Below are 26143 nucleotides of genomic sequence, written 5' to 3'. Positions count from 1 at the left end.
CTGCGCCGATTCCTAGTGGACCAGCGCTTCCCAGCCCAGCAGGTCCCGGGCGGACCCGACGACGATCGTCTCGTCACGGTTGCCGCTGATGTGGACGGTGTGGAAGCCGGCGGGCAGGTCGGCGGCGAGGGCCGAAAGATATGCCCTCGCGACGTCGGAGCCGGCGGTCGCGATGCCGGCGTCGCCGCCGGTCATGGCGAGGTACTCACCGTCCTCCTTCGGGAGGAACAGGCGCAGCGCCACCACCGGTATGGCGAACTGGGTGGCCGCCGCCCGCGCGATGACCTCCCCGCACCCCTTGCTCAGCCCGTACGCGTCGGTGGCGTCGGGGCTGTCACCGGGATCCCGGTTCACCCAGTCGGAGAAGACGGAGCCGGAGCTGGTGTGGACGATGCGCCTCACCCCGGCGTGGCCTGCCGCCTGGATTGCAAGGTAGGCACCGGTGACGTTCACGTCGAAGTGCTGCCGGGACCATGCGGTGCTTCCCCAACCCTCCATCGGTCCCATGGCCATGTAGATGAGGGCCTCCACGCCGTCGAAGAGGGCGGGGAGTTGGGCGTGGTCGGTCACGTCGAGGCTGACGAACTTCCCGTCCCACCAGGGGGCTTGCTTCAGGTCCGCGACCGTGACGTCGTGCTCCACCCCCAACCGGGGGACGACCAGCGACGCCACGTGCCCGGACCCGCCGATGACAACGATCTTCATGAGCACATCCTGTCAGCCACGGAGACCCCCGGTGGCCGGCGCCGCACGGCTCCTGTCCACCGGGGTGGATCCGCGAGCATCGGGTGGCCGACGAGTGCCGACAACCACCCGATGATCCCGTCAGTAGCGGAGGATGGCTGCCACCTGGCTGTCGGAAACGACCTCCTGCGAGGTGGCGTGCACCTTCCCGCCGTTGGCGAGGGTGTCCACGGCTGCGGCGTCGAGGGCCTCACACTCGGCGTAGCGGCCGTCGGCGCCCAGAAGTACTACGGGCAGCTCGTCGCCCGCCACCTCTTCCCAGCACCAGGGGTTGGCGCGGAGGAACAGGGTGTCCACCCGGCCCTGCGAGGCCGCCTCCCGGACGGCTGCCAGGTCGCTCGTGACGCGGCCTGTGCCGTTCAGCTCGTGGAACCGGTCGATGAGTGCGCTGCGTTCGTCCCGCAGTCGCGCCTCGACGTGCGGCCAGGCCAATTCGTGCAGCTGCTCGGGCGACAGGTCGTCGGGGTTCCGGATGACCGCCTCGGGGAGGACGTGTCCGTAGTCGCTGACCTCGCGGTAGGCGGCCACGGTGGGGTCCAGCCCCACGAGGACGAGGGGGGCGCTCTGCCCTCGGAGGATGTCGTGCATCCCGGTGGCCACCTGGCGCAGGAAACGCTTGAGGTCGGCCTCGCCGGCAGCGTCGTCGCCCGTCCCGTGGCCGTAGAAGACGGCCCTCCCGCGACTTCCTGAACTCGCCGGCCGGGTGACGGTGTTCGAGCGGGGTTCGCGGGGCTCGACGACGTCGGCCAGGCTGGTGGGCACCTCGTCGAGTTCCACCTGCACCACGGTGTGGCGGCTGCCGTCCATGAGTCGTACCTCGTTCTGGCTGAGGGCCAGCAGAAGGTAGTGCTCGTCACCTGACAGCAGGTGCATCAGCGGTCCCGTGATGAAGTGGTCGCCGACTGTGGCAAGTTCGGGCAGCGGGGCGGGGAGGCGGTACGTCTGGTGCCAGCCGGGCCGCAGGAACATGGCCAGTCCGTCGCTCATGTACTGCCACGCCATCGCATCCATCTGGAGGTCGCGGGCTGGTTGCAGGAGCGCTTCCACGTCGGGGCGCCGCAGTGTTTCGAGCAGTTTCGACTCGACACCGCTGATGAGATTCTTCCATTGCAGTTGATCCGCTTGCACGCCGCTGCCATAACGGTGTGTCGGCAAAAACAGCGAGACATGCGTCCCGTCTGCCGCCGATGCTGCGAGCTCGGAAATGTCCTTGGATGTCAACAGGTCCATGACGGCCTTTCTCTCGAGGGCTGTCTGGGTAAGCCTATCGAGTGTGATGAGGCGAGGCGGGAAAGGTCGGTGGTTGGACGCCGTGAATGATCCACCTCACCCTGCCCAATGCCGCAACAGAGATGGTCGACGTGATCTTCGTCTTCGACCGCGGGCAGGCCGCGCGGCCCCGGCACACCCTGAGGGATGGGGTGTGACGCCAGCACCCCGTTCTGGTCAGTGTCGGGACCTACGCTGTCAGGCATGACCGATGAGAACACGTCCCCGACGGGCGACATGAATGACAACGCGGCACAGGATCGCATGGACGACACCTCCGGGAAGGAGACCCTGGGTGGGGACGGCGGTGCGAGTGGCGCCGAGAAGGACCCCTCCGACTGGGTCACGGGCGATGAGCCCATCACCGCGTCGCAGAAGAGCTACCTCGACACCCTCGCCCGCGAGGCAGGGGAGGAACTGGATGCCGACATGACGAAGGCGGAGGCGTCCGAACACATCGACAGGCTGCAGGGCAAGACCGGTCGCGGCGCCAACTGACCTCCCAGGGAGGTCTGCCGAACCGGGCCACGGGTTCGTTCCTTCAACAAGGGGCTCGCGGCTTTGGCGCTAGCGTGTCCCACGAAACGATCGTTGGAGATGGGGAGCAGAACATGGAGTCAGCATTCCTGGTCGCGAGCCACAGCAACGGCCACGTGGACGTGGTTGCACTCGGCTTCGACGAGTCGCGGGTGGTGGGGACCATTGAGGCTGCGGCCGCCAACGGGCTGGCCTGCCATCCACGACTGCCCATCGTCTACCTGGCCACCTACAACGACGGAGGGGCGGTCACGTCCGTCGACGTGGCTTCCGGTGCCGTGTCGGAGGTCACGGGCATCGGGGAGGTGCCGTGTTTCCTGCTCGCCGTCGACAATGACGGAGGCGACGGCGATCCCGTCTGCCTGCTGTCGGTCAACTACGGCGACGGCACCGTCTCCTCCATTGAACTCAGCGACGGACATGTGGTGGGGGTGGTGAGCCGCGTGACGTTCCCCTTCGAACAGCGTCCTGGGATGGACCCGACCCGCCAGGAGCGATCCCATCCGCACTGGATCGGGCGCAACGGCGGCGACCTGCTGGTCACTGACCTGGGCAACGACGTGATCCACGACGTGTCCATGCACGGCAACAAGCTGGTTCACCGAGGGATCCATCGCAGGATGCGCTCGGGGACGGGTCCCCGGCACATGTGTCGCGATGACACGGGTGGGTTGTGGGCCAGCCTGGAGCTTTCCAACGGCGTGTCCCGCCTCGGCCCGGACGCCGTCGCCACGGCCTCGTCCTCACATCGGTGGCTGCCCGACGATCTGGATGGCAACCACGTGGGCGACATCACGTTCGAGCCGGAGTCCGGGGTGGTGGTGACGGCCAACCGTGAACTGAACACGTTGGGCATCTTCGCGCGGGCGCGCGGTGGCATCGAACCCGTCGCCGAGGTGGACTGCGGGGGCCTCTGGCCCATGCAGTTCGCCCAGGCCGACGGCGTCCTGGCCGTCGCCAACAGGGACTCGGGCAACGTAGCGGTGTTCGACGTGGGCCCGGGCTGGTGGGAGAACCACCCGGAGTTGTTCGACATCCCCCACCCCGTCGGGATCATCCCGGCGCCGCGGTGGACCGAATCCCTCTGAGCGGCCCTCGCTGAGTACTCCTGCCCACCCCGCACGGAGTTCCCCTCACGGGGATCGGACAGGGTGACGCGCTCACAGGGGACCGGGCGCCGGACTCAGCCGCTGAGGAGTTCCAGCACCGCCTGCTCCAGCGTCCTCTGCCGTGCCTGAGGGCTGCGGTAGACGCCGCGGGCGGTCTCGCGGATGGTGTGGCCGTTCTCGTAGCTGTCGATCACCCGCGGATCGATGTAGGAGGACCGGGCGATGGTCGGGGTGTTGCCGAGATAGCTGGAGACCTCCATGACGGCCTGTTTGATGGCTCGTTTGCGGGAGACCTTGGTGTCACCGGGCTCGTCGTCCAGGGCGAGTACCTCGGCGGCGATCACGGTCGCGTGCCACGTCCGGAAATCCTTGGCGGTGAAGCCGCCGCCGAAGATCCCGGCCAGGTAGGCGTTCACGTCGGAGGAACTGAGGTCGCTCCAGCCGCCCTCCTCTTTGTGGGCGAGCAGCCGGTGGCTGTCGTGTGTGCGACGTGAGCGCATCACCTCGAGTGCCTCCACAGCAGGTCCGTCGTCGACGGTGATGGTGTGGCTGATGCCTGACTTGCCGATGAAGGAGAACACCACTGAGTCGCCGCGCCGGCGCACGTGTTGGCGCTCCAGGGTGGTGAGGCCGAAGGAGCCGTTGGCGTCGGTGTAGGCGTCGTTGCCGATGCGGAAATACCCGATGTCCAGCAGGCGCACCGCCGTCGCACAGGCACGATCGAGCCCCATGCCGTCGACCGCCAGGTCCTCCTCGATGCGGCGACGGGCCTGCGGGAGGTTGTGCGCGGCTTCGGTGACGCGCTGGAACTTGCTGCGGTCGCGGCGCGTCCGCCACTGCGGGTGGTACAGGTACTGGCGGCGCCCTGCGGCGTCCGTGCCCACCGCCTGCAGGTGCCCATTCGGCGCGGGGCAGATCCAGACGTCGTTCCAGGCGGGGGGAATCGCCAGCGCCTTGACGCGCGCCACCTCATCCTTTGCCAGGGCGAGGCCCTCGGCGTCGCGGTAGCTGAACCCGCGGCCGGCACGGCGACGCGTCCAGCCCTTCATCTGCGGAGACGTGCGCCTCAGTCGTGCCATTCGCCGATCCTACGGGCCGACGGTGGCACTATCCCCGGGTGTGGGCCTGTGCTGGGTTCAGGCTGCCAGGGCCCTGCGGTACTGGCGGCGCTGCGTCCGGTGGAGCAGTGCTACACCGGCGCGCACAGCCTTGCCTGCCAGGACGTCTGCCACCTGTCCGAGCTGGGAACGCTCGGGAGACGGGTTGGGCAGGGAGTACTTGATCACCTTGTGCCAGGCGGAACCCACCTGCTTGTGGAGGGGGCCGGTGACGTAGCGCAACTGGTGGCGGTCCATGAGCTCGCGGATCTTCGGCGCCACCTGCTTGTAGCGGTTGCTCGGCATGTCGGGGAAGAGGTGGTGCTCGATCTGGTGGGAGAGGTTGCCGGTCATGACGTGCATCACCTCGGAGCCCTCGATGTTGGCGGAACCCAGCATCTGGCGCAGGTACCATTCGCCGCGGGTCTCGCCTTCGATGGACTCCACCTCGAACGTCTCGACGCCCTCCGGGAAGTGCCCGCAGAAGATGACCGAGTGGGTCCAGATGTTGCGCAGGGTGTTGGCGATGGCGTTGGCGGCCAGGGTCGTGAGGAAGTTGGGGCCGCTGAGGAGCGGGTGCAGGACGTAGTCCTTGCCCATCTGGTTGCGGATCTTGGTGATGACCTTCCGCAGATCCGAGAGGAACTCCTTCTTGTCCTTGGTGCCTTCCTTGAAGCCCTTGACGTCCAGGTCGTAGGCGGCGATCCCGTACTCGAAGATCAGTGCCGTGAAGAAGTTCGTGATGGGCTGGATCAGGTGCTTGGGCTCCCACTCCTGTGCAGGGTCCACCCGCAGAATGGTGTATCCCAGGTCGTCATCCATACCGACGACGTTGGTGTAGGTGTGGTGGCCCACGTTGTGGGACTTCTTCCACTGCTCGGCGGGGGAGGCGAAGTCCCATTCCCACGAGGAGGAGTGGATCTTGGGGTCGCGCATCCAGTCCCACTGGCCGTGGAGGATGTTGTGGCCGATCTCGGTGTTCTCGAGGATCTTGGCGACGGTCAGCCCGGCGGTGCCGACGATGAAGGCCGGCCAGAACCCGCTGAACAGCAGGACGCCGCGGCTCGAGAGCTCGATCCAGCGCTGCAGCTTGATGGTCTGACGGATGTAGTTCGCGTCGTCGGCGCCACGGGTGCTCATCACGGAGTCGCGGATGGCATCGAGTTCGCGCCCGATGGACTCGATGTCCTCAGGACTCAGGTGCGCGATGGGGTTGGCCTTGCCACTGGCGTGGGTTGCCGACTGTTCCTCGGGGCGCGTGGAGGTGATGCGGTTGTTGACGGCACGCTCGGCAGTGCGTGCCGCGGAGTCCACGCGTGGCCGGGTTGATTCAATGGTGGCACTGCTCATTGGCAAATCCTCAAAGCTTGATGCTGCATGGGCCGGCGGCTGCCGACACACAGGTCTGGATGAGGACGGGGTCCTCGTCGATGGCTTGGGTGGTCTCGCCGGTGCGAAGGTCACGCACGGCGCCGGAGGTCAGGGAGGCGACGCAGTTGAAGCAGATGCCCATGCGGCACCCGGACGGCATGAGGACACCAGCGTCCTCGCCCACGTCAAGCAAAGGGGTGGCAGCGGGGGCGTCGACGGTGACGTCGGACTGGGTGAAAGTCACGGAGCCGCCCTCGCCCTCGGCGATGATGCGGGGGCGGAACCGCTCCACGTGGAGGAGGGCAGAGGCGCCTTCCTGTTCCCAGTGGGCCTCGGCGTCGTCCAGCAGCCCGGTGGGGCCACAGACCCAGGCGATGCGCTCGGCCCAGTCGGGCACGACGTCAGCGATGCTGGAGACGGGGAGTGTGCCCTCGGTGGAGGTGAAGCGTTCCACGAGACGGAATTGCCCACGTGAGGCCCGGCTGTGCAGTTCGTCGGCGAACAGCATCTGGGACGGGTCCGGGGAGGAGTGCACCACCACCGCATCCTCGAACTGGTGGTTGCGGAGCATGCCCATGACAGGTGTGATTCCACTTCCCGCTGTCAGGAACAACACCTTGGCCGGTGGCCGGGACGGTTGCGTGAAGTCACCCGTGGCCTGGTCGAGCATGACGATGGTGCCGGGGCGTAGGTTGCGGAGCACGTGATGGCTGACCTTGCCATCGGGGATGGCGCGAACGGTGATGGTGATGAGTCCATCGGCCTGCCCCACTCGGCTGGTGATGGAGTAGGCCCGCCACAGGCGGACGCCGTTGACCTCCACCCCGATCCGGATGTACTGGCCCGGCCGATGCCCACTCCAGCCACGCCCGGGCCGGATGGTGACGGTGGTGGCAGAGCTGGAATGGCGCTCGACTGCCATGACCCTGCCACGCAGGTCTGCCCCCTTGCGGAGGGGATGGAAGAGGTCCAGGTAATCACCGGGGAGCAGCGGGGTGACGAGGGCGTTGACGAACCGCCCCACTGTTCTTCCTGCGAGTCCCCACGGGGGCGTGTGGCGTGTCCCCGCTGCAGGTGTTATGTCTGCCATGTCTACCAATCGTAACCTACGCGACCGTAGGTACAAGGGGACGGCGAGTCCCGACGGCATCCCGAGGACCTACGGGGAGGGTTCGGCGTCAGGTGTGAGGTTGGGGACACGCAACGTGAACTTGGCCCCGCTCCCTGGCTGGTTGCCCGCGCGCACCGTGCCTCCATGGGCTTCGGCGGTGTGCGCCACGATCGAGAGTCCGAGGCCTGTTCCGGGGGTGTTCCGGGCGCGATCCGAGCGATAAAAACGGTCGAAGATGTGTTCAAGATCGTCCTCCGCTATGCCCGGCCCCTCGTCGACGATGGTGATCACGCCACTGTTGAGGGTGACGGTGACCGTGCCTTCCGGCGGGGAGAACTTCACGGCGTTGTCGAGCAGGTTGGTGATGGCACGCTCCAGGTTCTGGGCGTCGCCAAGACATTGGGTGTGGTCGAGTTCAACGTCGAAGGTGATGCCGGGGCCGCGTCGTCGTGCACGGGAGAGCGCGGATTCCACCACTTCAGAGAGGTCGAGCGGTTCCAGCTTGCGCTGCAGGTGGTCGTCCCTGGTGAGGGCCACCAGGTCGCCCACGAGGGCGGAGAACTCGCCCAGCTGCGCGGAGACGTCGTCGAGGATCTCGGAGCGGGCGCCTTCCGGGAGCATGCCCGCCTTGTCGTCCGCGACGAGCAGTTCGATGTTTGTACGCATCGACGTCAGGGGAGTCCTCAGCTCGTGCCCGGCGTCGGCGATGAACTGGCGCTGTTGTTCGCGGGAACTCTGGAGTGACTTCAGCATGCTGTTGAAGGACTTGGTGAGCTCACCGAGATCGTCGCGCCCGTAGATCCGGATCGGGTTCAGCTGATCAGTTTGTGTGACGCTGCGCACGGCCATCGACAGGCGTCGCACCGGCGCCAGGGCCGCCTGCGCCACCCACAGAGCCGCCAACGTGGTGACGAGGACCCCCACCAGTCCGGCGAAGACGATCACCACCCACAACGACTTGAGTGTGGAGTTCAGCGCCGTCAGCGGACGGCCGAGCATGACGGCATGCCGGGTGGGTTTGTCGTTGTTGTCGAGGAGCGTCATGGGTACGGACACCACGCGGTACTCGATCGAGGCCCCGTCAGCCTGGATCACGTCGATCGATCGCGCCGACGAACCCGTCTGCAGGCGCGCCACAGCGATCTCCTGGGGGCCGGTGAACAGCCTTGCGCCGTTGGGCACCGACACCGTCTCCCCGGCCGCGGACACCACGGCGAGCCACTGGTCGGTGATGGCGGGTCCCGCGAGGTCCTCCAGGTCGTTCCTCGGGTTGGTGGCGATGATGGTCGCCGCCGCACGAGCCGACGCCAGAAGCTCATGGTCCAACTGGTCCAGCAGGGACCATCGGGTGATGAAGAAGGAGGTTGTGCCGGCGAAGAGCACCGCCAGTGCGACGCTCGTCCCCGTGAGCAGCGCCAACCGCCCCTGCAGGCTCTGGCCCGTGAAGAGCCGTTCGATGCCGCGCCTGAGGCGGAACCACAGGGTTGGGATCACGGGGGGGATTCACGCAGGACGTAGCCAATGCCACGGACCGTGTGGATCAGCCGACCGCGTCCTCCAGCCTCTGTCTTGCGACGCAGATAGCCGATGTAGACCTCGAGGGAGTTGGCAGTGGCGGGGAATTCGAATCCCCACACCTCGTTGAGCAGTGTGTTGCGCTCCATCACCTTGCGCGGGTTCTCGAGGAACGCCTGCAGAAGGGCGAACTCGGTGCGGGTCAGGGAGATGTGCTGCCCGTCGCGGGTGACCTCGCGGTGCTGCGGGTCGAGGCTGATGTCCGCGAACGTCAGTACCCGTGACTCCGACCCCGGTGCCTGCTTGGAGCGGCGCGTCAGTGCGCGCAGACGCGCCAGGAGTTCGTCGAGGGCGAAGGGCTTGACCATGTAGTCGTCGGCGCCGGCATCCAGTCCGTCCACGCGGTCATCGACGGCGTCTCTGGCCGTCAGGATGAGGATGGGGACGTCATTGCCGCTTTCGCGCAGCATGCGGGTGGTTTCGAGGCCGTCGAGCCGCGGCATCATGACATCCATGATCACGGCGTCAGGGGTGTAGCCGGCCAGTTTGGCGAGCGCCTCCACCCCGTCGCGGGCGGTCGTGACCTCATCGCCGGAGTACTTCAGCGAACGGGCCAAGGAGTCGCGGACTGCCTGGTCGTCATCCACCACGAGGATCTGCATAGCCGTAAGCCTGCCACCAACAGCCAACAACACGAAGCCGCAGGCGTTCGTGGCGCGCGAGTCGTGGCGTTTCTGGTGCCGCGCATGGTTGTCAGGCTCCCCGGTCGATCCATTTTCCGGGGTTGGAGATGACCGGTGCCAGGGCTGCGTACGCCGCGCCCAACGCGGTCCGCGTGGGGTCGTGACCCACGGTGGTGACGTCGATGCCCTCGTACGGGGACCACATGACGCGCACTTCCAGTTCCGACCGGAGGCCGGGCAGCAGCCACTCGGCAAGGGTGTCCAGGTGGCCGCCGAGCATCACCTGCTGCAGGTCCAGAAGATTGAGCGCCGCACCGAGTGCCCTTCCCAGTGCGCTGGAGACCTCGGCGAGGCTCCGCAGTGCGCGCTCGTCGCCGCCGTTGAGGGCGGCCACGAGGTCCTCGATCGACCGGGCTCCCGCAGCCTCAAGGATGCCCTTCAGCCCCGCGACGGTCTCGAGGCAGCCGACGGCGCCACAGCCGCACGCCCGCCCGCCTTCCGACACCACGCACACATGTCCCAATTCGCTGGCCCAGCCGTGCCGCCCGGTCAACTGCTGGCCGTCGATGACGACGGAGGAGCCGATGCCCACCTCACCCGTGACGTAGATGAAGGAACCCCGGTCAAGTACCAGCGCGGGGGAGTCGCGCAGCAGGGTGAGCGCCGAGCAGTCCACGTCGTTGGACACGCGGAAGCCCCAGTCGCGGTTTTCCAGCAGTCCCGTGAGGTGCGCGGCGGGCTGTACACCGTCCCACCCGAGGTTGGGGGCACGCACCACCGTGGTCCCGGTACGGTCGATGAGTGCGGGTAGCGCCAGGCGGGCACCCATGATGCGAGCATCCTCGGTGAGTCTCCCGAGCACGGCCAGAGCCTGGTCCTGGAGTATCGCGAGTGCGTCGGCGGGTCCAGCGCCCACGACGTCGACCCGCTCCGTCTGCGTGGCCACCACCGCGCCGCTCAGGTCAACCACCATGGTGGCAATGCGGTCGGCGTTGACCTCCATGCCGAGCGACATGAGTCCGTTCGGGGCCGCGCTCAGCGGCACGCCGGGACGTCCCCGAAGTCCTGAGACAGGGACGCCCTCCATGAGGAAGTGTCCGGCCACCAGTTCGTCGACGAGCCTCGACACCGTGGAACGGGTCAGGCCCAGTTTGGACGCGACATCCGCTCGTGACACGGGGTGCGGTGCCTCCAGCACGGCCCTGAGTGTGAGCGCGAGATTTGAGATTCTCACCGACGACGGAGTGCTCCCCCCGCTGCCCGCGCGGTCCTTCTCAACGTCCAGCATGCAGCATCCTCCATCCCGAGCTGACAGGGCTCGTCACGGGTATATCTTCCACCATCCGGCGCCCTTGACAAGGCCACACCGACGGAGCATATTGTTTCACAACAAAACATGTCCGGCCATGGTGGCGGGCAGAAGTTCACCGGGGAAGAACACTGGAGTTCCTCCCGGAAGGGAAAGTCCGATGGCCATCACACGTCGACAGTTGCTCCTCTCCTCAGTAGCTGTCACCGCAGTCGGTGCCCTCGCTGCCTGCAGCAGCGATCGCGGCACCAGCGCCCCATCCGCGACGCCGGCAGCCCCGTCCGGCGGTACAGAACCGTCGACCTCCGGGAGCCCCGCGGCCAGCAATGCCCTCATCGGCATCGCCATGCCCACCAAGAGTCTTGAGCGATGGAACAGGGATGGTGCGCACCTGCAGGACCTCCTCACCAAGGCGGGGTTCCAGGTCAGCCTCCAGTACGCCGACAACAAGCAGGACCAGCAGAACAACCAGCTCCAGAACATGATCAACGACGGGGCCAAGGTCCTGGTCGTCGCATCGATCGACGGCACGGCGCTCGGCCCCGTGCTCCAGCAGGCCAAGACCGCGGACGTCAAGGTCATCGCGTATGACCGCCTCATCAACGGCTCCGAGAACGTCGACTTCTACGCCACCTTCGACAACTACAAAGTGGGGACGCTGCAGGGGCAGTTCATTCTCGACAACAAGGACAAGTTCAAGGGCGCCGACGGCACCACCAACCTGGAGCCGTTCGCCGGATCACCCGATGACAACAACGCCAAGTTCTTCTTCGCAGGCGCATGGGACATGATCTTGCCCCTGGTGACGAGCGGCGAGTTCACGGTGCCCTCCGGCAAGTCCCCGGCCAACGATGATGCCTGGGCGAGCATCGGCATCCCCGCCTGGAGCTCGGACACGGCGCAGAACGAGATGCAGAACCGGCTCAACTCCTTCTACGGGGGTGGCAAGAAGGTCAACATCGTCCTGTCGCCCAACGACTCACTCGCCCTCGGGATCGAACAGGCCCTGGATGGTGGAGGTTACAAGCCGGGAACGGACTGGCCGCTCGTCACGGGTCAGGACGCCGACCTCGCCAACGTCAAGAACATGCTGGCGGACAAGCAGTCAATGACCGTCTGGAAGGACACGCGCAAGCTGGGCGACCAGGTGGCCAAGATGATCGGGCAGGTGATGGCCGGAACCGAGGTGGACGTCAACGACACGAAGACCTACGACAACGGCGTGAAGGTTGTGCCCACCTACCTCCTCGAGCCGGAGGTCGTCACCAAGGACAACGCGAAGGAGAAGCTGGTGGACTCCGGTTTCTACTCCGCCTCTGACCTGGGCCTCTGAGTCCCGACCCATGACTGACATCGACTCCCCGTCCGGCTCCCCGGCCGGTCCCATCCTCGAGATGCGTGACATCGTCAAGAAGTTCGGCGTTGTCACCGCGCTCGGTGGTGTGTCCATGGCCGTGGAGCCCGGGGAGATCCATGCCATCTGCGGCGAGAACGGGGCAGGGAAGTCCACGCTCATGAACGTTCTGTCCGGCCTGTATCCCGTGGGCAGCTACGACGGCGAGATCTGGTACGAGGGTGAACTCATGGGCTTCAAAACCCTCCGCGACAGCGAAACCCGCGGCATCGTGATCATTCACCAGGAGCTCGCCCTCTCACCCCACCTGTCGATCGCGGAGAACATCTACCTCGGCAACGAACGCAGCCACCGGGGTGTCATCGACTGGCGGGCCACCCGCGCGGGTGCCGCCGAGTTGCTGCAGCGGGTGGGCCTCAGGGAGAACCCGAACACGCGCGTCAGCGAGCTCGGAGTGGGCAAGCAGCAACTCGTGGAGATCGCCAAGGCGCTGTCCAAGGACGTCCGCCTGCTCATCCTCGACGAGCCGACCGCAGCGCTCAACGACGACGACTCGGCACACCTCCTGGGTCTCATGCGCATGCTCAAGAGGGAGGGCGTGACGCAGATCATCATCTCCCACAAACTCAACGAGATCATGGCCATCGCTGACTCGCTCACCGTCATCCGTGACGGCACGGTGGTGGAGACGGTGGCCATGAACGGGACCGAGCCGGTCACGGAGGAACGCATCATCCGCGGGATGGTGGGCCGCTCCCTGGACCATCGGTTCCCGCCGCGAAGCCCCCACATCGGTGAGGAACTCTTCCGGCTGGAGGACTGGACGGTGCACCACCCCACCGATCCCGGCCGGGTCATCGTCGACCGCGCATCGCTGAGCGTGCGGGAGGGTGAGGTGGTGGGGATCGCCGGCCTCATGGGTGCCGGTCGCACCGAACTCGCCATGAGCCTCTTCGGTCGTCAGTACGGCACCGGCGTCTCGGGGCACGCCTACAAGCGTGGCGTCGAGATCTTTCCCCGCACCGTCCGCCGCGCGATCCGCGACGGCATCGCCTACGTGAGCGAGGACCGCAAGAAGTTCGGCCTCAACCTCATTGGGGAGATCCGGCACAACGTCACTGCGGCCGCGCTGGGCAAGGTCAGCAGGCGCGGTGTGCTCGACAAGGGGTTGGAGACCAAGGTTGCGCAGGACTACCGGGAACAGTTGCGCATCCGCACCTCGAGCGTGCAGTCGCCCGTGAGCCAGCTCTCTGGTGGCAACCAGCAGAAGGTGTCCCTCAGCAAGTGGATGTTCTCGGACCCGGACGTCCTCATCCTCGACGAGCCGACGCGGGGTATTGACGTCGGCGCCAAGTTCGAGATCTACACCATCATCAACGCGCTGGCAGCCCAGGGCCGGGGTGTGATCGTCATCTCCTCCGAGCTACCGGAACTGCTGGGGCTGTGCGACCGGATCTACACCCTGAGTCAGGGCCGCATCACCGGAGAACAGAATCGTGCCGAGGCCACCCAGGAATCCCTGATGCGCCTCATGACCATGGAGAGGACGTCCGCATGAGTCAGACGACACCCGGGACGCAGGCCGCTGACACACCCACGGCCGCCCCGAAACGTTTTGCCGGGATGGCGGGGGGCGCCCGCCAGTACGGGATTGTCGCCGCGCTCGTGGTGATCGTGCTGTTCTTCCAGGTGGTCACGGGCGGGCGGCTGTTGCAGCCCAACAACGTCACCAGCCTCATCCAGCAGAACGCCTACGTGCTGATCCTGTCGGTGGGCATGCTGATGATCATCGTCGCGGGACACATCGATCTCTCCGTGGGCTCGATCGTGGCGGCTGTGGGAGGCGTCATCGGCATCCTGCTGGTGGACTACTCACTCAACCCGTGGCTCGTGGTCATCATCGCCTTCGCTGTGGGAGCGCTCATCGGTGCCTGGCAGGGCTTCTGGGTGGCCTTCGTCGGTATTCCGGCCTTCATCGTCACGCTGGCGGGGATGCTGATCTTCAGGGGCGTTGCCCTCGTGCTCGTGGGCTACACCCGCGCCGGCTTCCCGCCGCAGTTCCTGGACATCTCCAACGCCGGACTGGCCGGACTGACAGGCTTCGTGGGCAACCTCGACGCCATCACGCTCACCGCCGGGATCGTGGCCATCGCCGGCTTCCTGCTGATCTCGCTGCGCAGCCGTCGTCTGAACACCCGGCACGGTGCCGCCGCCGAACCCCTGCTCCTGTTCATCGCCCGCGTTGCCATCATCTCTCTCCTGCTGGCGGTCATCACCTACTGGATCGCGCTCAGCGCACTGGGGCTCCCGTTCGTGCTCATCATCGTCGGGGTCGTCGTCGTCGCCTACGCCTGGCTCATGGGCAACACCGTTTTCGGGCGCAACATCTACGCCATGGGCGGGAACCTGTCGGCGGCCAAGCTCTCCGGTGTCGACACCCGCAAGATGAACTTCTACCTGTTTGTGAACATGGGCCTGTTGTGCGGACTCACCGCCATCATCGTCACCTCCCGGGCAGGCGCTGCACTGGCGGCAGCCGGCCAGAACTACGAGCTCGACGCCATCGCCGCCTGCTTCATCGGCGGTGCTGCGGTCACCGGTGGTGTGGGACGCATCTTCGGCGCCATCGTGGGCGCTCTTGTCATGGGCGTCCTCAACATGGGCCTGTCCATCCTTGGGGTGGACCCGTCCTGGCAGTTCATCATCAAGGGCATGGTGCTGCTGGCCGCGGTCGCGTTCGACCTCGTGAGCAAGATGCGATCCGGGCAGAGATGACACCCGGGTTGCCAAGACCCCAAAGATTAGTTTAGGTTTACTACTAAATCCATGCGACGTTGCATCTGAGAGGACAGACATGCTCACCCCCACCCCCCAGGACAAATTCTCCTTCGGCCTCTGGACGGTCGGCTGGTCCGCGCGCGACCAGTTCGGCAAGGCGTCCCGGCCGGACCTCGACCCCTTCGACAGCATCCGGAAGCTCTCGGAGCTCGGTGCATGGGGGTTCACCTTCCACGACAACGACGTGATTCCCTTCGACGCCACGGAGCAGGAGCGCGAGCAGCTCATCGGGAAGCTCGAATCCACCATCTCCGACACGGGCATGACCTGCGAGATGGTCACCACCGACACGTTCGCGGAGCCCATCTTCAAGGATGGGGCGTTCACCTCCAACGACCGGTCCGTGCGCCGCTACGGTCTGCGCAAGGTCCTGCGCAACGTTGACCTCGCCGGACGGTTAGGAGCCTCCACCTTCGTCATGTGGGGTGGCCGTGAAGGGTCGGAGTACGACTCCAGCAAGGACTTGTTCGCCTCCTTCGAGCGCTACGCCGAGGGCATCGACACAGTCGCCGCCTACATCAAGTCGCAGGGCTACGACATGCGCATCGGTCTGGAGCCCAAGCCGAACGAACCGCGCGGCAACATCTTCCTGCCCACGGTGGGCCACGCCCTGGCATTCATCGAGAAGCTCGAGCACGGCGACATCGTGGGGGTCAACCCGGAGACCGGCCACGAGCAGATGGCTACCCTCAACTACACGCACGGTCTCGCGCAGGCGCTGTGGGCGGACAAGTTGTTCCACATCGACCTCAACGGACAGCACGGCCCCATGTACGACCAGGACCTGGTCTTTGGTCACGGCGACCTCATCAGTGCCTTCTTCACCGTCGACCTGCTGGAGAACGGTTTCCCGTCACGCCCCGGCGCCTACGTGGGTGCCCGTCACTTCGACTACAAGCCCTCGCGCACCGAGCACCTCCAGGGTGTCTGGGACTCCGCGGCCGCGAACATGAGCACCTACCTGCTGCTGAAGCAACGGGCACTGGCGTTCCGTGCCGACCCGGAGGTGCAGGCCGCACTCGAAGAGGCAGGGGTCAACTCGATGGCCGAGCCCACCCTCGCACAGGGCGAGAGCGCAGCTGACCTCCTGGCCGACGACAGCGTCTCCGGTCTGGACGTCGAGGCCGTCGGTGAGCGGAACTACGGGTTCGTGCGGCTGCACCAGTTGGCCGTTGAGCACCTCATGGGTGCCCGGAGCTGACGGGAATGGCACTGGTTCTCGGTGTTGACTCCTCGACGCAATCCACCAAGGCACTGCTCGTGGACGCGGACACGGGCCGTGTCGTGGCCACGGGTCGAGCGCCGCACCCTGCAGGCACGGAGGTGGATCCCCGCGCCTGGCTGACCGCGGTGGACGATGCCGCCGGTGACCTGTTGCCGCGGGCTGCGGCGGTCGCCGTCGGGGGCCAGCAGCACGGGATGGTGGCACTGGACCAGCACGGGAGTGTGGTGCGGGACGCGCTCCTGTGGAACGACACGCGCTCCGCGGCGCAGGCGCAGACCCTCGTCGCGGAGATGGGCGGACCGGAGGCCTGCGTCGCCGAGATCGGCTACGTGCTCGTGGCGTCCATGACGTCCACGAAGCTGCGCTGGATGGCAGAGCAGGAACCGGAGAACGCCGCACGCACCGCATCGGTGCTGCTGCCGCACGACTACGTGTCCCGGCACCTGTGCCGCGACGGCGCGGCGTTCACCGACCGAGGCGACGCGTCCGGCACCGGCTACTACTCCACACGCACCGAGGCCTGGAACGAGTCACTTGTCGAGCTCGCCATCGGACACCCGTTGGCGCTGCCCGAAGTGGCGCCGTCGCCGCACGCCGTGATGGGCCACACAGCTGAGGGCGCGGTCTTCGCGCCCGGCACCGGTGACAACATGGCGGCCGCACTGGGATTGTCGCTGGAACCCGGTGACGTCTCGGTGTCGATCGGCACCAGTGGTGTCGCGGCGATGGTCAGTGACGTCCGCCCCGCGGATCCCAGCGGCACGGTCACGGGCTTCGCGGATGCGACGGGACGATTCCTCCCGATGGCCACCACCATGAATGCCGCCCGCGTCCTGGACTTCGGCTGCCGGATGCTGGGTGTCAACTACGACGGGCTGTCCGACCTGGCGCTCGCCAGCCGCCCCGGCGCCGGCGGGGTGGTGCTGCTTCCCTATCTCGATGGCGAACGCACCCCCAACCGTCCGGGAGCCACCGGAGTCTTCAGCGGCCTGACGTCGGAGACCACGCGGGCCGACATCGCCCGCGCCTGCGTTGAGGGGCTGCTGGCATCGCTGGCCGACGCCGTCGGAGCCGTGGAGCAGGTGGCCGGCCGCGATGCCCAACGCATCCTGCTCATCGGTGGCGGTGCCATGTCGGAGGCTGTGCGCCTCCTGGCGCCCACCGTGTTCGGCAGACCCGTGGTGGTGCCGTTGGCGGGGGAGTACGTGGCGCTGGGTGCGGCACGACAGGCGGCCTGGGCGCTGTCCGGCGCCGACGAGCCACCAGTGTGGGCCATCGGCGATCCCACCGAGATCGATGCCCCCCACGCCCCCCACATCATGGAGACCTACCGCCTGCTCAAGTCGCGCACCGCCGATTGGTGAGTGGACCAGCGTCTCTCGTGCCGGAGAAGCGCAATAATTTTCCTGCGGCATCTAGGGTGGTCGCCATGGCATCACTGGTTTTCGTGTGTTGGGGCAACATCTGTCGTTCACCCATCGGTGAGCGGGTGGCGAGGAGGATGGCTGAGGAGCGGGGCCTCGACCTCGAGGTCACCAGCTTCGGCTTGTCCGACGAGAACGCCGGCAGTCCCATCGACCGCCGAGCCGTCTCCGTCCTCAGGGGCGGGGGCTACGACGCTGACGGGCACCGTGCCCGCCAGATCGGCCGTGACGACATCGAGGCCGCTGACCTCGTCGTGGCCGTGGAGCCGTACCAGGTGGAGCAGCTTCGCCGGATGGCGCCGGGTGCCGACAACGTGCGCCTGCTCAACGATTTCAACCCTGACATTGGGCCCGGTACCCCGCTCATCGACCCCTGGTACGGCGACGACGACGGCTTCAATGACACCATCGCCGACGTGGAGGCTGCCATGCCCGGCATCCTCGACGAGTTCAACGCCTGACCTGCCGATACCGGCCCCTTGCTGCGTCGGCCCAGCATCACACCCGACACCCCTCGCCTGATCTGGTTTGCGGCTAGGTTCGGCGCATGCGTCGTTGGATCACTCGGATTGTTCTCGGGCTGTTGGCCGTGCTCCTCGTTGCGGGGGTGGCGGGCTACTGGTACCTGCGTCCGCTGCTGCTGACGGGTACGGGGTACGCCTCGCACAGTGCCTGCGCCATGGCCGAGTTCGCCGGGGCAGGCCCCGACCTGCCGTCGAACCCACTGGTGCCGTACCTGCGCAACGACGTGAACCGCGATGGCGCGTCCTCCACCGTGCTGGGCGTACTGGCCAAGCAGCGCTCCTGGTACACGCCGGGCTACGGCTGCACCCTGTCCTCGAGTCGCCCGGACTTCGGCTCCTTCACGGCGGTCTCAGCCAACGACCTGTCGAAGGCACCGGCACCGACGGCGTCGCCCGAGGTGGAGGCGGCGCTCGCGAAGGCGTTCGGTGACGACCTCCTCGACGCGGGACAAGACACGCTCGGCACCCGCGCCGTCGTTGTCCTGAAGGGCGGCGAACTCGTGGCCGAACGCTACGCCGAGGGGTTCGACGCCACCACACCCCAGTTGGGCTGGTCGATGGCCAAAAGCGTGACGAGCCTGCTCGTGGGGCGGCTCGTGGAGCAGGGAGGCGTGGAACTGGATGACACGCAACTGCGCCCCGAATGGACTGATGGGCGCGCCGACATCAGCATCGATGACCTCCTGCGGATGACGAGCGGCCTCTCCTGGGACGAGACCTACGACCTCGGCACCCCCATCACGCGCATGCTCTACCTCGAATCGGACATGGCCGGCTACGTCGCCAGCCTCGACCTGGCGCACCCGGTGGGAGAGTTCCAGCAGTACTCCAGCGGCAGCACCACCCTGCTGTGCTCGGTGCTGACTGAACGCACCCGCATCGGAGCGGACCTCCCGCGACAGAAGCTGTTCGCGCCGCTCGGCCTGTCCTCGGCCGTGTGGGAGCCCGACGCGGCCGGCACCCCGGTGTGCGGCTCCTACCTGTGGGCCAGCCCGCGCGACTGGGCCTCGATCGGCCAGTTCGCCCTCCAGGACGGTGTCTGGAACGGGAAGCGACTGCTTCCCGAGGGCTGGATGGCGGAGACGACGACGGTGAAACCCGTGGCCGCCACCGACGAGGTGGGCTACGCCGCGGGCTGGCGCGTGAACACGTCGGCCGACGGATCCCTGCCGGAGCCGGTTCTGCCGGCCGATACCTACTGGGCGGTGGGGCACGACGGACAGAGGATGTACGTGGTCCCGTCAGCCGACCTCGTCGTGGTGCGCATGGGGTTCAGCCCCGACGTGGCATCAGAAGACCTCCGAACCGAAGAACTGGTGGCGGATGTGATCGCCGCCCTGGGGTGACCCGGGAACATCCCTGCACACCACCCTGACCATGCCCGTGTGCAAGGGTGGGGAAGTCATCGGGCAGCGGACGCCCGGTCAGGTACAAGGGAGTACTCGGAAATGGAAGACTGGACGCAAACCTTGGGGGTCGCCCCCCTGCTCGGCATAGCGGCCGCCGCCATCGCGTTGATCCTGTTCCTTGTCATCAAGCTCAAGATGCACGCCTTCCTCGTGCTCATCATCGTGTCACTGGCCACGGCCATCGCCACCGGGGTGCCACTTGCGGAGATCGTCACGGTCATGACGGGTGGCTTTGGCAGCACGCTCGCCTCGGTTGCGCTCCTGGTGGGCCTCGGCGCCATGCTGGGGCGCCTCGTCGAGACCTCCGGAGGCGCCAAGACCTTGTCGGATGCGTTCATCCGGTTGTTCGGGGAGAAGCGCGCACCCCTGGCGCTGGGCGTTGCGTCCCTCATCTTCGGCTTCCCGATCTTCTTCGACGCCGGCCTCATCGTCATGCTGCCGATCATTTTCGCCGTCGCCCGCCGCATGAAGGCCCCCGTGCTCCTGTACGGGCTCCCCGCGGCCGGTGCCTTCTCCGTCATGCACGTGTTCCTGCCGCCACACCCCGGCCCGATTGCTGCCAGCGACCTCTACGGCGCCAACGTCGGTTTCGTTCTGATCGTGGGCCTCATCGTCGCGCTGCCCACGTGGTGGGTCACCGCCTACATGCTCGGCACCTGGTTGGGCAAGAAGTTCCCGTTGCCCGTCCCCGATCTGCTCTCCGGTGGCAAGCAGGACGACGACGTGATCACCAACCCGCCGTCGGCCGGCACCGTCATGGGGATCATGCTGCTGCCCGTGCTCCTGATCTTCCTCAACACAGGCCTGAACATGGCCGGTTCGGCGGGCGTCGTCGACCTCAAGGAGGGCTGGGTCCAGGGGCTGCGCATTCTCGGCGAGACCCCCGTGGCACTGCTGATCTCCGTGCTCGTTGCCTCCTACGTCCTTGGGAGCCGCCGCGGCAAGAACGGCACGGCCATCGAGAAGACACTCGACAGTGCACTGGGTCCAGTGTGCTCCGTCATCCTCGTGACCGGTGCGGGTGGCATGTTCGGTGGCGTCCTGCGCGCCTCCGGCATCGGTGACGCGCTGTCCGGCGTGATGGGCGACCTCGGTGTCCCCGTCATCCTCGCCTGCTTCCTGATCTCGATCATCCTGCGCATCGCCCAGGGCTCGGCCACGGTCGCGCTCGTCACCACCGCCGGTCTGATGGCACCCGCCGTCGCAGCCGCCGGCCTCAACGACTTCCAGCTTGCCGCCATCGTGGTCGCCACTGCGGCGGGGTCCGTGGCCGCATCCCACGTCAACGACTCCGGCTTCTGGCTCGTGGGCCGACTCATGGGGATGGACGTCGCGACCACGCTGAAGACGTGGACTGTGATGGAGACCGCCATCGCCCTCATGGGCTTCGCTATCGCGTGGGGGATCTTCGGTGTGACCGGGATGCTGGCATGAGTGGGCGTCCCCTGCACCTTGTGGTCATGGGCGTCGCCGGCACCGGCAAGACGACCATCGGAGAGGGGCTGGCCCAACGCTTCGGACTGGAGTTCGCGGAGGGCGACACGTTCCACAGTGAGGCCAACAAGGCCAAGATGGGTGCCGGTCACCCCCTCACGGACGAGGACCGGTGGCCGTGGCTGCGGTCCCTGCGCGACTGGATGTCGCAGCAGGCGGCTGGGGGCCACTCCACGGTGGTCGCGTGCTCGGCCCTGCGCGAGGCCTACCGGGACATCCTGCGCGAAGCCGAGGGTGACGTGTTCTTCGTCCACCTGCTGTTGCCGGAGGAGGTCAACCTGGACCGCCTGTCGGCGCGCAAGGGGCATTACATGCACACCGACATGCTCACCTCGCAACTCGACACCCTCGAGGAGTTGGGAGATTCCGAAGCAGGTATCGAGACCTCCAACGTGGGGGAACCGTGGCAGGTCGTGGCTGATGTGGCGTCGGTTCTCAGCGAGTACTTCGGCAACCGCCTGCAGGACGTGCACCCACTCGGGGACGGGCAGGGCGGCGCACACCACTGAAGTGTCGGCCCTCTGAGGTGCAGGGGTGGACACTGGGGCCATGAAGAATCAGCGTCTCTGGGTGGACGGCACGTTGCAGGACACGGATGACTCCTCGGCGGAGCTTGCCCGCTGTCTCCGGGAGAAGGATGGAGACAGCGACACCTACGCCTGGATCGACATCACCACCGACTCCGTGGACGAGCTCAACGAGCTGGCCGGGGCCCTGGACCTGCACGAACTGGCAGTCGAGGACGCCATGGCGGCCCACGAACGCCAGAAGGTGAGCCAGTTCGACCACCATGCGCTCATGCGCGTCACCAACGTCCTCCTGGACAACGACGGCCGCGCGGAACTGGCCCCCCTGACGGCTTTCATCACCCCGAACGCCATCCTGACGGTGCGTCACCCCAACTTCCCCGTCACACAGGTCGCCGAGCGGTTGGACCTCAACAAGGGTCTGGCGCATGCCGGGCCCAGCTACATCCTGTGGGCTGTGCTCGACGTGGTGGTGGACAACGTCATGGACACGCTTGACTCCCTCAACGACCGCGCCGACGACCTCAGCGAGGAGCTGTTCAACCACAGCTCCGGACAACCCGAACTCCAGCAGGCCATCTTCAGGCTGCGCCGTGACACCGCCGAGGTGCGCCGGCAGACCGTCCCGTTGCGCGAGATGACCTCGTCACTGGCCCGACGGGAGTCCGCCTTCGACACATCCGGGCCGCTCCAGCCCTACTTCGGTGACGTCCACGACCACGCCCTGCATGCGGCCGAAATGGCCGACTCGCTGCGCGACCATCTCTCGAGCATCCTGGAGACGAACCTGGCGCTGCAGAGCAACCACAAGGACGAGATCATGAAGAAGGTGACGTCCTGGGCCGCCATCATCGCCGTCCCGACGCTCATCACCGGCTTCTACGGGCAGAACCTGTCCATCGCCGGCATTGGCACCGTGTGGGGTGCCTGGTTGTCGCTGAGCCTCATGGTGGCGACGTCAGCGGTCCTGTGGTGGCAGTTCCGGAGGCGGGACTGGCTGTGAGCCACGGCGGTCGCCGATATCGTGGGCGATCTCACCGACGAAAGGGATGACGACGTGGTGAACCTCACGGGCCGCGGCTTCGCCAAGGAACTGGACTTCCGCGCAGACGAATGGATGCATCTCCTCGAGCTCGCAGCGGATCTCAAGGCCCAGCGCCGAGCCGGCACGGAACGACAGCAGCTCGCAGGCAAGAACGTGGCGCTGCTGTTCGAGAAGACCTCCACGCGCACCCGGTGTGCCTTCGAGGTGGCCATGGCCGACCAGGGGGGCCGCACCACCTACCTTGACCCCGCAGGGTCGCAGATCGGGCACAAGGAGTCCGCGGCCGACACAGCCCGGGTGCTGGGGCGCTGGTACGACGGCATCGAGTTCCGTGGCGCAGCCCAGGCGACGGTCGAGACGCTCGCCGAGTACGCGGGTGTGCCCGTCTACAACGGATTGACCGACGACTGGCACCCCACCCAGATGCTCGCGGACCAGCTGACCATGCTGGAGCACTCCGGCAAGCCCCTCCGCGAGACGAGCTACGCCTTCGTCGGCGACGTGCGCAACAACGTGGGCAACTCGACGCTGATCTCGGCAGCCATGGTGGGCGCCGACATCCGCATGATTGCCCCGACGGTGCAGCAGAGCGCATCCGGGATCGTTGAGCTGGCGCAGTCCATCGCCGCCGACACGGGTGCCCGCATCACCATCACCGATGACATCGCCGAGGGTGTGCGTGGCGTCGACTTCGTCTCCACCGACGTGTGGGTGTCACTGGGGGAGCCCAAGGAGTTGTGGGCGGAACGGATCGAGCTGCTGCGCCCGTACCAGGTGAACGCCGCCATGCTCGCCGCCACGGGCAACCCGCACGTGAAGTTCATGCACTGCCTGCCCGCGTTCCATGACCGCGCCACCACCGTGGGTGAGGAGCTGTTCAGGCTGACGGGCCTGGAGGGGCTGGAGGTGACCGACGAGGTGTTCGAGTCCGACGCCAGTATCGTCTTCGACCAGGCCGAGAACAGGATGCACACCATCAAGGCGATCCTGGTGGCCACCCTCACCTGAGCACAGCCTCGCCACCAAGGACGCCGTCCTGGGTGGCCGCAGGAAAGATGAGGAGGCCGGGCCCTGTGGGCCCGGCCTCCTCGTTGCGCGTCAGATCGTCAGATCGTCACTTCTTGAACTGGACGATGTTGTTGAAGACGAACTTGGTGGCCATCGCGTAGCGGAAGGTTCCATCGGCCTGCTTGATGGACTCGACCACCTTGGTCTCGATGTAGCTGCGGCAGGCGTTCCTCCCGGTGCGTGCGTTGTCGCATTCGGTCATCCACTTGCGACCCTCCGTGGAGGTCCACGAGCCGGCGTAGCCCAGCGGGTTGTTCTTCCACGCGCTGCGCGGCGACGGCTTGTACGTCAGGTTGTTGAACAACCAGCCGTTGCGCTTCACGATCTGCCCGTTGATGCTCTGGACGTCCGTGCCGTAGATGTAGGTCCTGCAACGCTCCGTGATCGAGTACTTCTCGCAGGAAGTGATCCACTCGCGCCCGTTCACCTTGTGGTAGCCGGGCGTCGTGTACACGTCGACGGGCCGTGCCGGGGGTGTCGTGACCGGCGGGAGGAGCTTCACCGTGACCGGGACGCTGATGACGGTGCCGGACTCCTCGACGACGAAGTCGACGACGTTGTTGCCGGCCTCGACGGCGGTTCCCTTGGCCAGAGCCACCTGCACGGTGCCCACGCCAGCGGTCACCTCGCCCATACCCACCATCTCGTCACCGATGTAGGCGGTGATGTTGGCGTTCATCACCTGGGGCGACACGTTGGCGCCGGTGGCGTTCAGCAGCATGTCCAGCGTGTCCACCTGGACGCCATTGGCGAGAGGTTTGCCGAACACGTACTCCACCGGTGCCGCACCCTCGGTGAGGGAGCCGGGAATCGTGGGTGCGGACACGCCACGCTTGGAGTAGTCGGGCGACAGTGCGTCGCCGGCGCCGACCCAGTCGACCCAGGCCTCGAGGTCGACGCGACCCGAGTCACGCATGTTGACGCCGTCGTTGAAGGCGAAGAAGTTGTCGCCTCCAGCGATCAGGAAGCTGCCGGAACCCAGTGTGTAGAGCTTGTCCATCTCGATGGGCGCGCCGTCGATGCTGATGGAGGTGATGCGGTCCAGGCGGGCGCGGGACTCGTCGAACGTGTAGGACACGTTGTCCGAGAGACCGAGCGCAAGGTAGGGCCGCGAGGGGACCTCGCCGTCCTTGTTGAGCTGCCACTGCTGCTCCAGCATCATCTTGACCTGCTTGCCCGTGAGCTGCGTGGTCATGAGGCTGTTGGCGAAGGGAAGGACGCCAGCGGCCTCCTTGTAGGTGACCGTCCCACGGTCGAAGCTGGCGCGAGTGCCTCCGGGGTTCTGGACACCGATGAAGGAGTCCGCGTTGTCGGCGGTCTGCAGCTGCTCCTTGAACATCTGCGCCACCGCATTGCTCATGGGCGACTCGACGTTGCGGGTGCCCGAGCCGCCGTCGCCGGGGGTGCTGATGGCCTGGTTGGCGAAGCCCACCGGCACGGCACCCAGGACGTCGGCGTTGGCCTTGGCCGCGGCGGCGATCGTTTTGATCTCCTCGATGCGCGGTTGGGTCCCGATGTCGGCTCCGGCTGCGGCATCGACGATGGAGGTCACCGACGAGCACAGCTCCTTGGTCTGGGTGTTGATCTTGAGGTCCACCTTGGACAGGTGCTCGGCGTACTGCCCGGCCTGCATGAGGGGCTTGGCGAGCGTCGTTTCCCAGTCGTAGATCTGGTGGGTGTGGCCGTTGAAGACCACGTCGAAGGCCGGGCTCAGGCCCTCGTAGATTTCCTTGAACGCGGGCGACAGTGCGGCGTTCTCGGCCGGTGTCCTCGTCGGGTCGGGTGCGCCCTCGTGGAAGCCCGCAATGATGATGTCCGCGGCGTTCTCGGCGACGATCTTGTCCGCCACACGGTTCACGGCATCGACGGGGTCGCCCGCCTCGATGGCGCTGATGCCTGCCGGGGAGACGAGCGAGGGGAGATCGCCGGTGACGGCACCCACGTACGCGATCCGGACGCCACCCTTCTCGAACACCTTGTACTCCTCCAGCGGAGCGGCCACAGTGGTGGTGCCCTTGGTGTAGACGTTGGCGCTGAGGTGCGGCACACCCATGCGGGGGATGACACGCTCGGAAAGGTCCGTGAAGCCCTTGTCGAACTCGTGGTTGCCGGCTGCGATCGCCTCGACGCCGGCCGCCTTCATGATGTCGATGGTGGGGTTGTCGTCGTCGATGAAGGATTCGAAAGTGGAGCCCCCGATGTTGTCGCCGGTGCTGACCAGCAGGACATTGTCCGGCCCGAGTGCGGCTCGCGCCGCCTCCACGGGAGTGAACAGGCCCGCTGCCCCAGCTATGCGGCCATGGAAGTCATTGAACTCGAAGACCGAGACCGTGGCGGGATCCTGGCAGCTGTCTCCCGGGGCGGCGTGTGCGACGCTGCCCCCGGCGGCGAAGGTCACACCCCCCAGCATCAGTGCGGACGCGGCGAGGCCTGAGGCCCAACGCGATTGTGGTGTAGTCATGCAGTTCTCCGTGTTCGTGCATGCCCCCA

Annotated in this window: 22 protein-coding genes; 13 read left to right on the top strand and 9 right to left on the bottom strand. The window is 66.6% G+C overall.

Annotation, left to right across the window (positions count from 1 at the left end):
* Positions 1–12: 12 nt before the first annotated feature.
* A complete protein-coding gene (locus tag EAX62_RS01035; RefSeq protein WP_121899834.1) occupies positions 13–705 on the bottom strand; it encodes an NAD-dependent epimerase/dehydratase family protein in 693 nt (230 codons plus the stop codon).
* A 120-nt stretch (positions 706–825) separates the two neighbouring features.
* Positions 826–1974, bottom strand: a complete 1149-nt coding sequence (locus EAX62_RS01030; RefSeq protein WP_121899833.1) for a baeRF3 domain-containing protein — start codon at positions 1972–1974, stop codon at positions 826–828.
* Positions 1975–2217: 243 nt separating this feature from the next.
* Here EAX62_RS01030 and EAX62_RS01025 point away from each other — a divergent pair, with 243 nt between their 5' ends.
* Complete coding sequence (locus EAX62_RS01025; RefSeq protein ID WP_121899832.1) at positions 2218–2511, top strand: DUF3072 domain-containing protein; 294 nt, start codon at positions 2218–2220, stop codon at positions 2509–2511.
* A 113-nt stretch (positions 2512–2624) separates the two neighbouring features.
* Positions 2625–3638 (top strand): lactonase family protein, encoded by a 1014-nt coding sequence (locus tag EAX62_RS01020; protein ID WP_121899831.1) that lies wholly within the window; start codon positions 2625–2627, stop codon positions 3636–3638.
* A gap of 95 nt (positions 3639–3733) precedes the next feature.
* On the opposite strand, the gene EAX62_RS01015 is transcribed toward EAX62_RS01020, so the two are convergent.
* The 6 genes from EAX62_RS01015 to EAX62_RS00990 all read right to left on the bottom strand — a co-directional run bounded on the left by EAX62_RS01015 (position 3734) and on the right by EAX62_RS00990 (position 10724).
* On the bottom strand, positions 3734–4738 hold the full coding sequence (locus EAX62_RS01015; RefSeq protein WP_121899830.1) for a DNA topoisomerase IB: 1005 nt from the start codon (positions 4736–4738) through the stop codon (positions 3734–3736).
* A gap of 57 nt (positions 4739–4795) precedes the next feature.
* Positions 4796–6106 carry a fatty acid desaturase family protein gene (locus EAX62_RS01010; RefSeq protein ID WP_121899829.1) on the bottom strand — a complete coding sequence of 437 codons (1311 nt, stop codon included), beginning with the start codon at positions 6104–6106 and terminating at the stop codon, positions 4796–4798.
* A 10-nt stretch (positions 6107–6116) separates the two neighbouring features.
* A complete protein-coding gene (locus tag EAX62_RS01005; RefSeq protein WP_121899828.1) occupies positions 6117–7217 on the bottom strand; it encodes a ferredoxin reductase in 1101 nt (366 codons plus the stop codon).
* A gap of 69 nt (positions 7218–7286) precedes the next feature.
* Positions 7287–8729, bottom strand: a complete 1443-nt coding sequence (locus tag EAX62_RS01000; RefSeq protein WP_233557837.1) for a sensor histidine kinase — start codon at positions 8727–8729, stop codon at positions 7287–7289.
* Complete coding sequence (locus EAX62_RS00995; protein ID WP_121899827.1) at positions 8729–9415, bottom strand: response regulator transcription factor; 687 nt, start codon at positions 9413–9415, stop codon at positions 8729–8731. Before EAX62_RS00995 ends, EAX62_RS01000 begins: the two co-directional genes overlap by 1 nt.
* Before the next feature lie 91 nt (positions 9416–9506).
* On the bottom strand, positions 9507–10724 hold the full coding sequence (locus EAX62_RS00990) for an ROK family transcriptional regulator (protein WP_121899826.1): 1218 nt from the start codon (positions 10722–10724) through the stop codon (positions 9507–9509).
* 181 nt (positions 10725–10905) lie between these two features.
* Between EAX62_RS00990 and EAX62_RS00985 the strand changes: the two genes are divergently transcribed.
* From EAX62_RS00985 to argF, 11 genes are all read left to right on the top strand, one after another.
* Complete coding sequence (locus EAX62_RS00985) at positions 10906–12078, top strand: substrate-binding domain-containing protein (RefSeq protein ID WP_121899825.1); 1173 nt, start codon at positions 10906–10908, stop codon at positions 12076–12078.
* A 10-nt stretch (positions 12079–12088) separates the two neighbouring features.
* Positions 12089–13657, top strand: coding sequence for a multiple monosaccharide ABC transporter ATP-binding protein (gene mmsA, locus EAX62_RS00980; protein ID WP_121899824.1), 1569 nt, complete (start codon positions 12089–12091; stop codon positions 13655–13657).
* On the top strand, positions 13654–14874 hold the full coding sequence (gene mmsB, locus EAX62_RS00975; RefSeq protein ID WP_121899823.1) for a multiple monosaccharide ABC transporter permease: 1221 nt from the start codon (positions 13654–13656) through the stop codon (positions 14872–14874). Before mmsA ends, mmsB begins: the two co-directional genes overlap by 4 nt.
* Before the next feature lie 79 nt (positions 14875–14953).
* Positions 14954–16138, top strand: coding sequence for a xylose isomerase (gene xylA / locus EAX62_RS00970; RefSeq protein WP_121899822.1), 1185 nt, complete (start codon positions 14954–14956; stop codon positions 16136–16138).
* Positions 16139–16143: 5 nt separating this feature from the next.
* Complete coding sequence (gene xylB / locus EAX62_RS00965; protein WP_121899821.1) at positions 16144–17526, top strand: xylulokinase; 1383 nt, start codon at positions 16144–16146, stop codon at positions 17524–17526.
* A 65-nt stretch (positions 17527–17591) separates the two neighbouring features.
* A complete protein-coding gene (locus EAX62_RS00960) occupies positions 17592–18047 on the top strand; it encodes a low molecular weight protein-tyrosine-phosphatase (RefSeq protein ID WP_121899820.1) in 456 nt (151 codons plus the stop codon).
* Between the two features lie 86 nt (positions 18048–18133).
* Complete coding sequence (locus EAX62_RS00955; RefSeq protein WP_121899819.1) at positions 18134–19456, top strand: serine hydrolase domain-containing protein; 1323 nt, start codon at positions 18134–18136, stop codon at positions 19454–19456.
* A 102-nt stretch (positions 19457–19558) separates the two neighbouring features.
* On the top strand, positions 19559–20953 hold the full coding sequence (locus EAX62_RS00950; RefSeq protein ID WP_121899818.1) for a GntP family permease: 1395 nt from the start codon (positions 19559–19561) through the stop codon (positions 20951–20953).
* A complete protein-coding gene (locus EAX62_RS00945) occupies positions 20950–21522 on the top strand; it encodes a gluconokinase (protein ID WP_121899817.1) in 573 nt (190 codons plus the stop codon). The genes EAX62_RS00950 and EAX62_RS00945 overlap by 4 nt, the downstream gene beginning before the upstream one ends.
* 40 nt (positions 21523–21562) lie before the next feature.
* The gene (locus EAX62_RS00940; RefSeq protein WP_121899816.1) at positions 21563–22543 is read left to right on the top strand and encodes a magnesium transporter CorA family protein; all 981 of its coding nucleotides are present in this window, start codon (positions 21563–21565) and stop codon (positions 22541–22543) included.
* Between the two features lie 54 nt (positions 22544–22597).
* On the top strand, positions 22598–23593 hold the full coding sequence (gene argF, locus EAX62_RS00935) for an ornithine carbamoyltransferase (RefSeq protein ID WP_407703295.1): 996 nt from the start codon (positions 22598–22600) through the stop codon (positions 23591–23593).
* Between the two features lie 106 nt (positions 23594–23699).
* On the opposite strand, the gene EAX62_RS00930 is transcribed toward argF, so the two are convergent.
* Positions 23700–26114, bottom strand: coding sequence for a bifunctional metallophosphatase/5'-nucleotidase (locus EAX62_RS00930; RefSeq protein WP_158600435.1), 2415 nt, complete (start codon positions 26112–26114; stop codon positions 23700–23702).
* Positions 26115–26143 lie beyond the last annotated feature (29 nt).

Origin of the sequence: Tessaracoccus antarcticus, from assembly GCF_003688855.1 — a bacterium.
Lineage (GTDB): Bacteria > Actinomycetota > Actinomycetes > Propionibacteriales > Propionibacteriaceae > Arachnia > Arachnia antarctica.
The sequence above is the reverse complement of the archived record's forward strand: the minus strand, read 5'-3'. Positions and strand labels throughout refer to the sequence as shown.

Excerpts from the sequence above, each read along its gene's own strand:
- EAX62_RS01035 (WP_121899834.1), bottom strand. The coding sequence starts at position 705 with ATGAAGATCGTTGTCATCGGCGGGTCCGGGCACGTGGCGTCGCTGGTC.
- EAX62_RS01030 (WP_121899833.1), bottom strand. The coding sequence starts at position 1,974 with ATGGACCTGTTGACATCCAAGGACATTTCCGAGCTCGCAGCATCGGCG.
- EAX62_RS01025 (WP_121899832.1), top strand. The coding sequence starts at position 2,218 with ATGACCGATGAGAACACGTCCCCGACGGGCGACATGAATGACAACGCG.
- EAX62_RS01020 (WP_121899831.1), top strand. The coding sequence starts at position 2,625 with ATGGAGTCAGCATTCCTGGTCGCGAGCCACAGCAACGGCCACGTGGAC.
- EAX62_RS01015 (WP_121899830.1), bottom strand. The coding sequence starts at position 4,738 with ATGGCACGACTGAGGCGCACGTCTCCGCAGATGAAGGGCTGGACGCGT.
- EAX62_RS01010 (WP_121899829.1), bottom strand. The coding sequence starts at position 6,106 with ATGAGCAGTGCCACCATTGAATCAACCCGGCCACGCGTGGACTCCGCG.
- EAX62_RS01005 (WP_121899828.1), bottom strand. The coding sequence starts at position 7,217 with ATGGCAGACATAACACCTGCAGCGGGGACACGCCACACGCCCCCGTGG.
- EAX62_RS00995 (WP_121899827.1), bottom strand. The coding sequence starts at position 9,415 with ATGCAGATCCTCGTGGTGGATGACGACCAGGCAGTCCGCGACTCCTTG.
- EAX62_RS00990 (WP_121899826.1), bottom strand. The coding sequence starts at position 10,724 with ATGCTGGACGTTGAGAAGGACCGCGCGGGCAGCGGGGGGAGCACTCCG.
- EAX62_RS00985 (WP_121899825.1), top strand. The coding sequence starts at position 10,906 with ATGGCCATCACACGTCGACAGTTGCTCCTCTCCTCAGTAGCTGTCACC.
- mmsA (WP_121899824.1), top strand. The coding sequence starts at position 12,089 with ATGACTGACATCGACTCCCCGTCCGGCTCCCCGGCCGGTCCCATCCTC.
- mmsB (WP_121899823.1), top strand. The coding sequence starts at position 13,654 with ATGAGTCAGACGACACCCGGGACGCAGGCCGCTGACACACCCACGGCC.
- xylA (WP_121899822.1), top strand. The coding sequence starts at position 14,954 with ATGCTCACCCCCACCCCCCAGGACAAATTCTCCTTCGGCCTCTGGACG.
- xylB (WP_121899821.1), top strand. The coding sequence starts at position 16,144 with ATGGCACTGGTTCTCGGTGTTGACTCCTCGACGCAATCCACCAAGGCA.
- EAX62_RS00960 (WP_121899820.1), top strand. The coding sequence starts at position 17,592 with ATGGCATCACTGGTTTTCGTGTGTTGGGGCAACATCTGTCGTTCACCC.
- EAX62_RS00955 (WP_121899819.1), top strand. The coding sequence starts at position 18,134 with ATGCGTCGTTGGATCACTCGGATTGTTCTCGGGCTGTTGGCCGTGCTC.
- EAX62_RS00950 (WP_121899818.1), top strand. The coding sequence starts at position 19,559 with ATGGAAGACTGGACGCAAACCTTGGGGGTCGCCCCCCTGCTCGGCATA.
- EAX62_RS00945 (WP_121899817.1), top strand. The coding sequence starts at position 20,950 with ATGAGTGGGCGTCCCCTGCACCTTGTGGTCATGGGCGTCGCCGGCACC.
- EAX62_RS00940 (WP_121899816.1), top strand. The coding sequence starts at position 21,563 with ATGAAGAATCAGCGTCTCTGGGTGGACGGCACGTTGCAGGACACGGAT.
- EAX62_RS00930 (WP_158600435.1), bottom strand. The coding sequence starts at position 26,114 with ATGACTACACCACAATCGCGTTGGGCCTCAGGCCTCGCCGCGTCCGCA.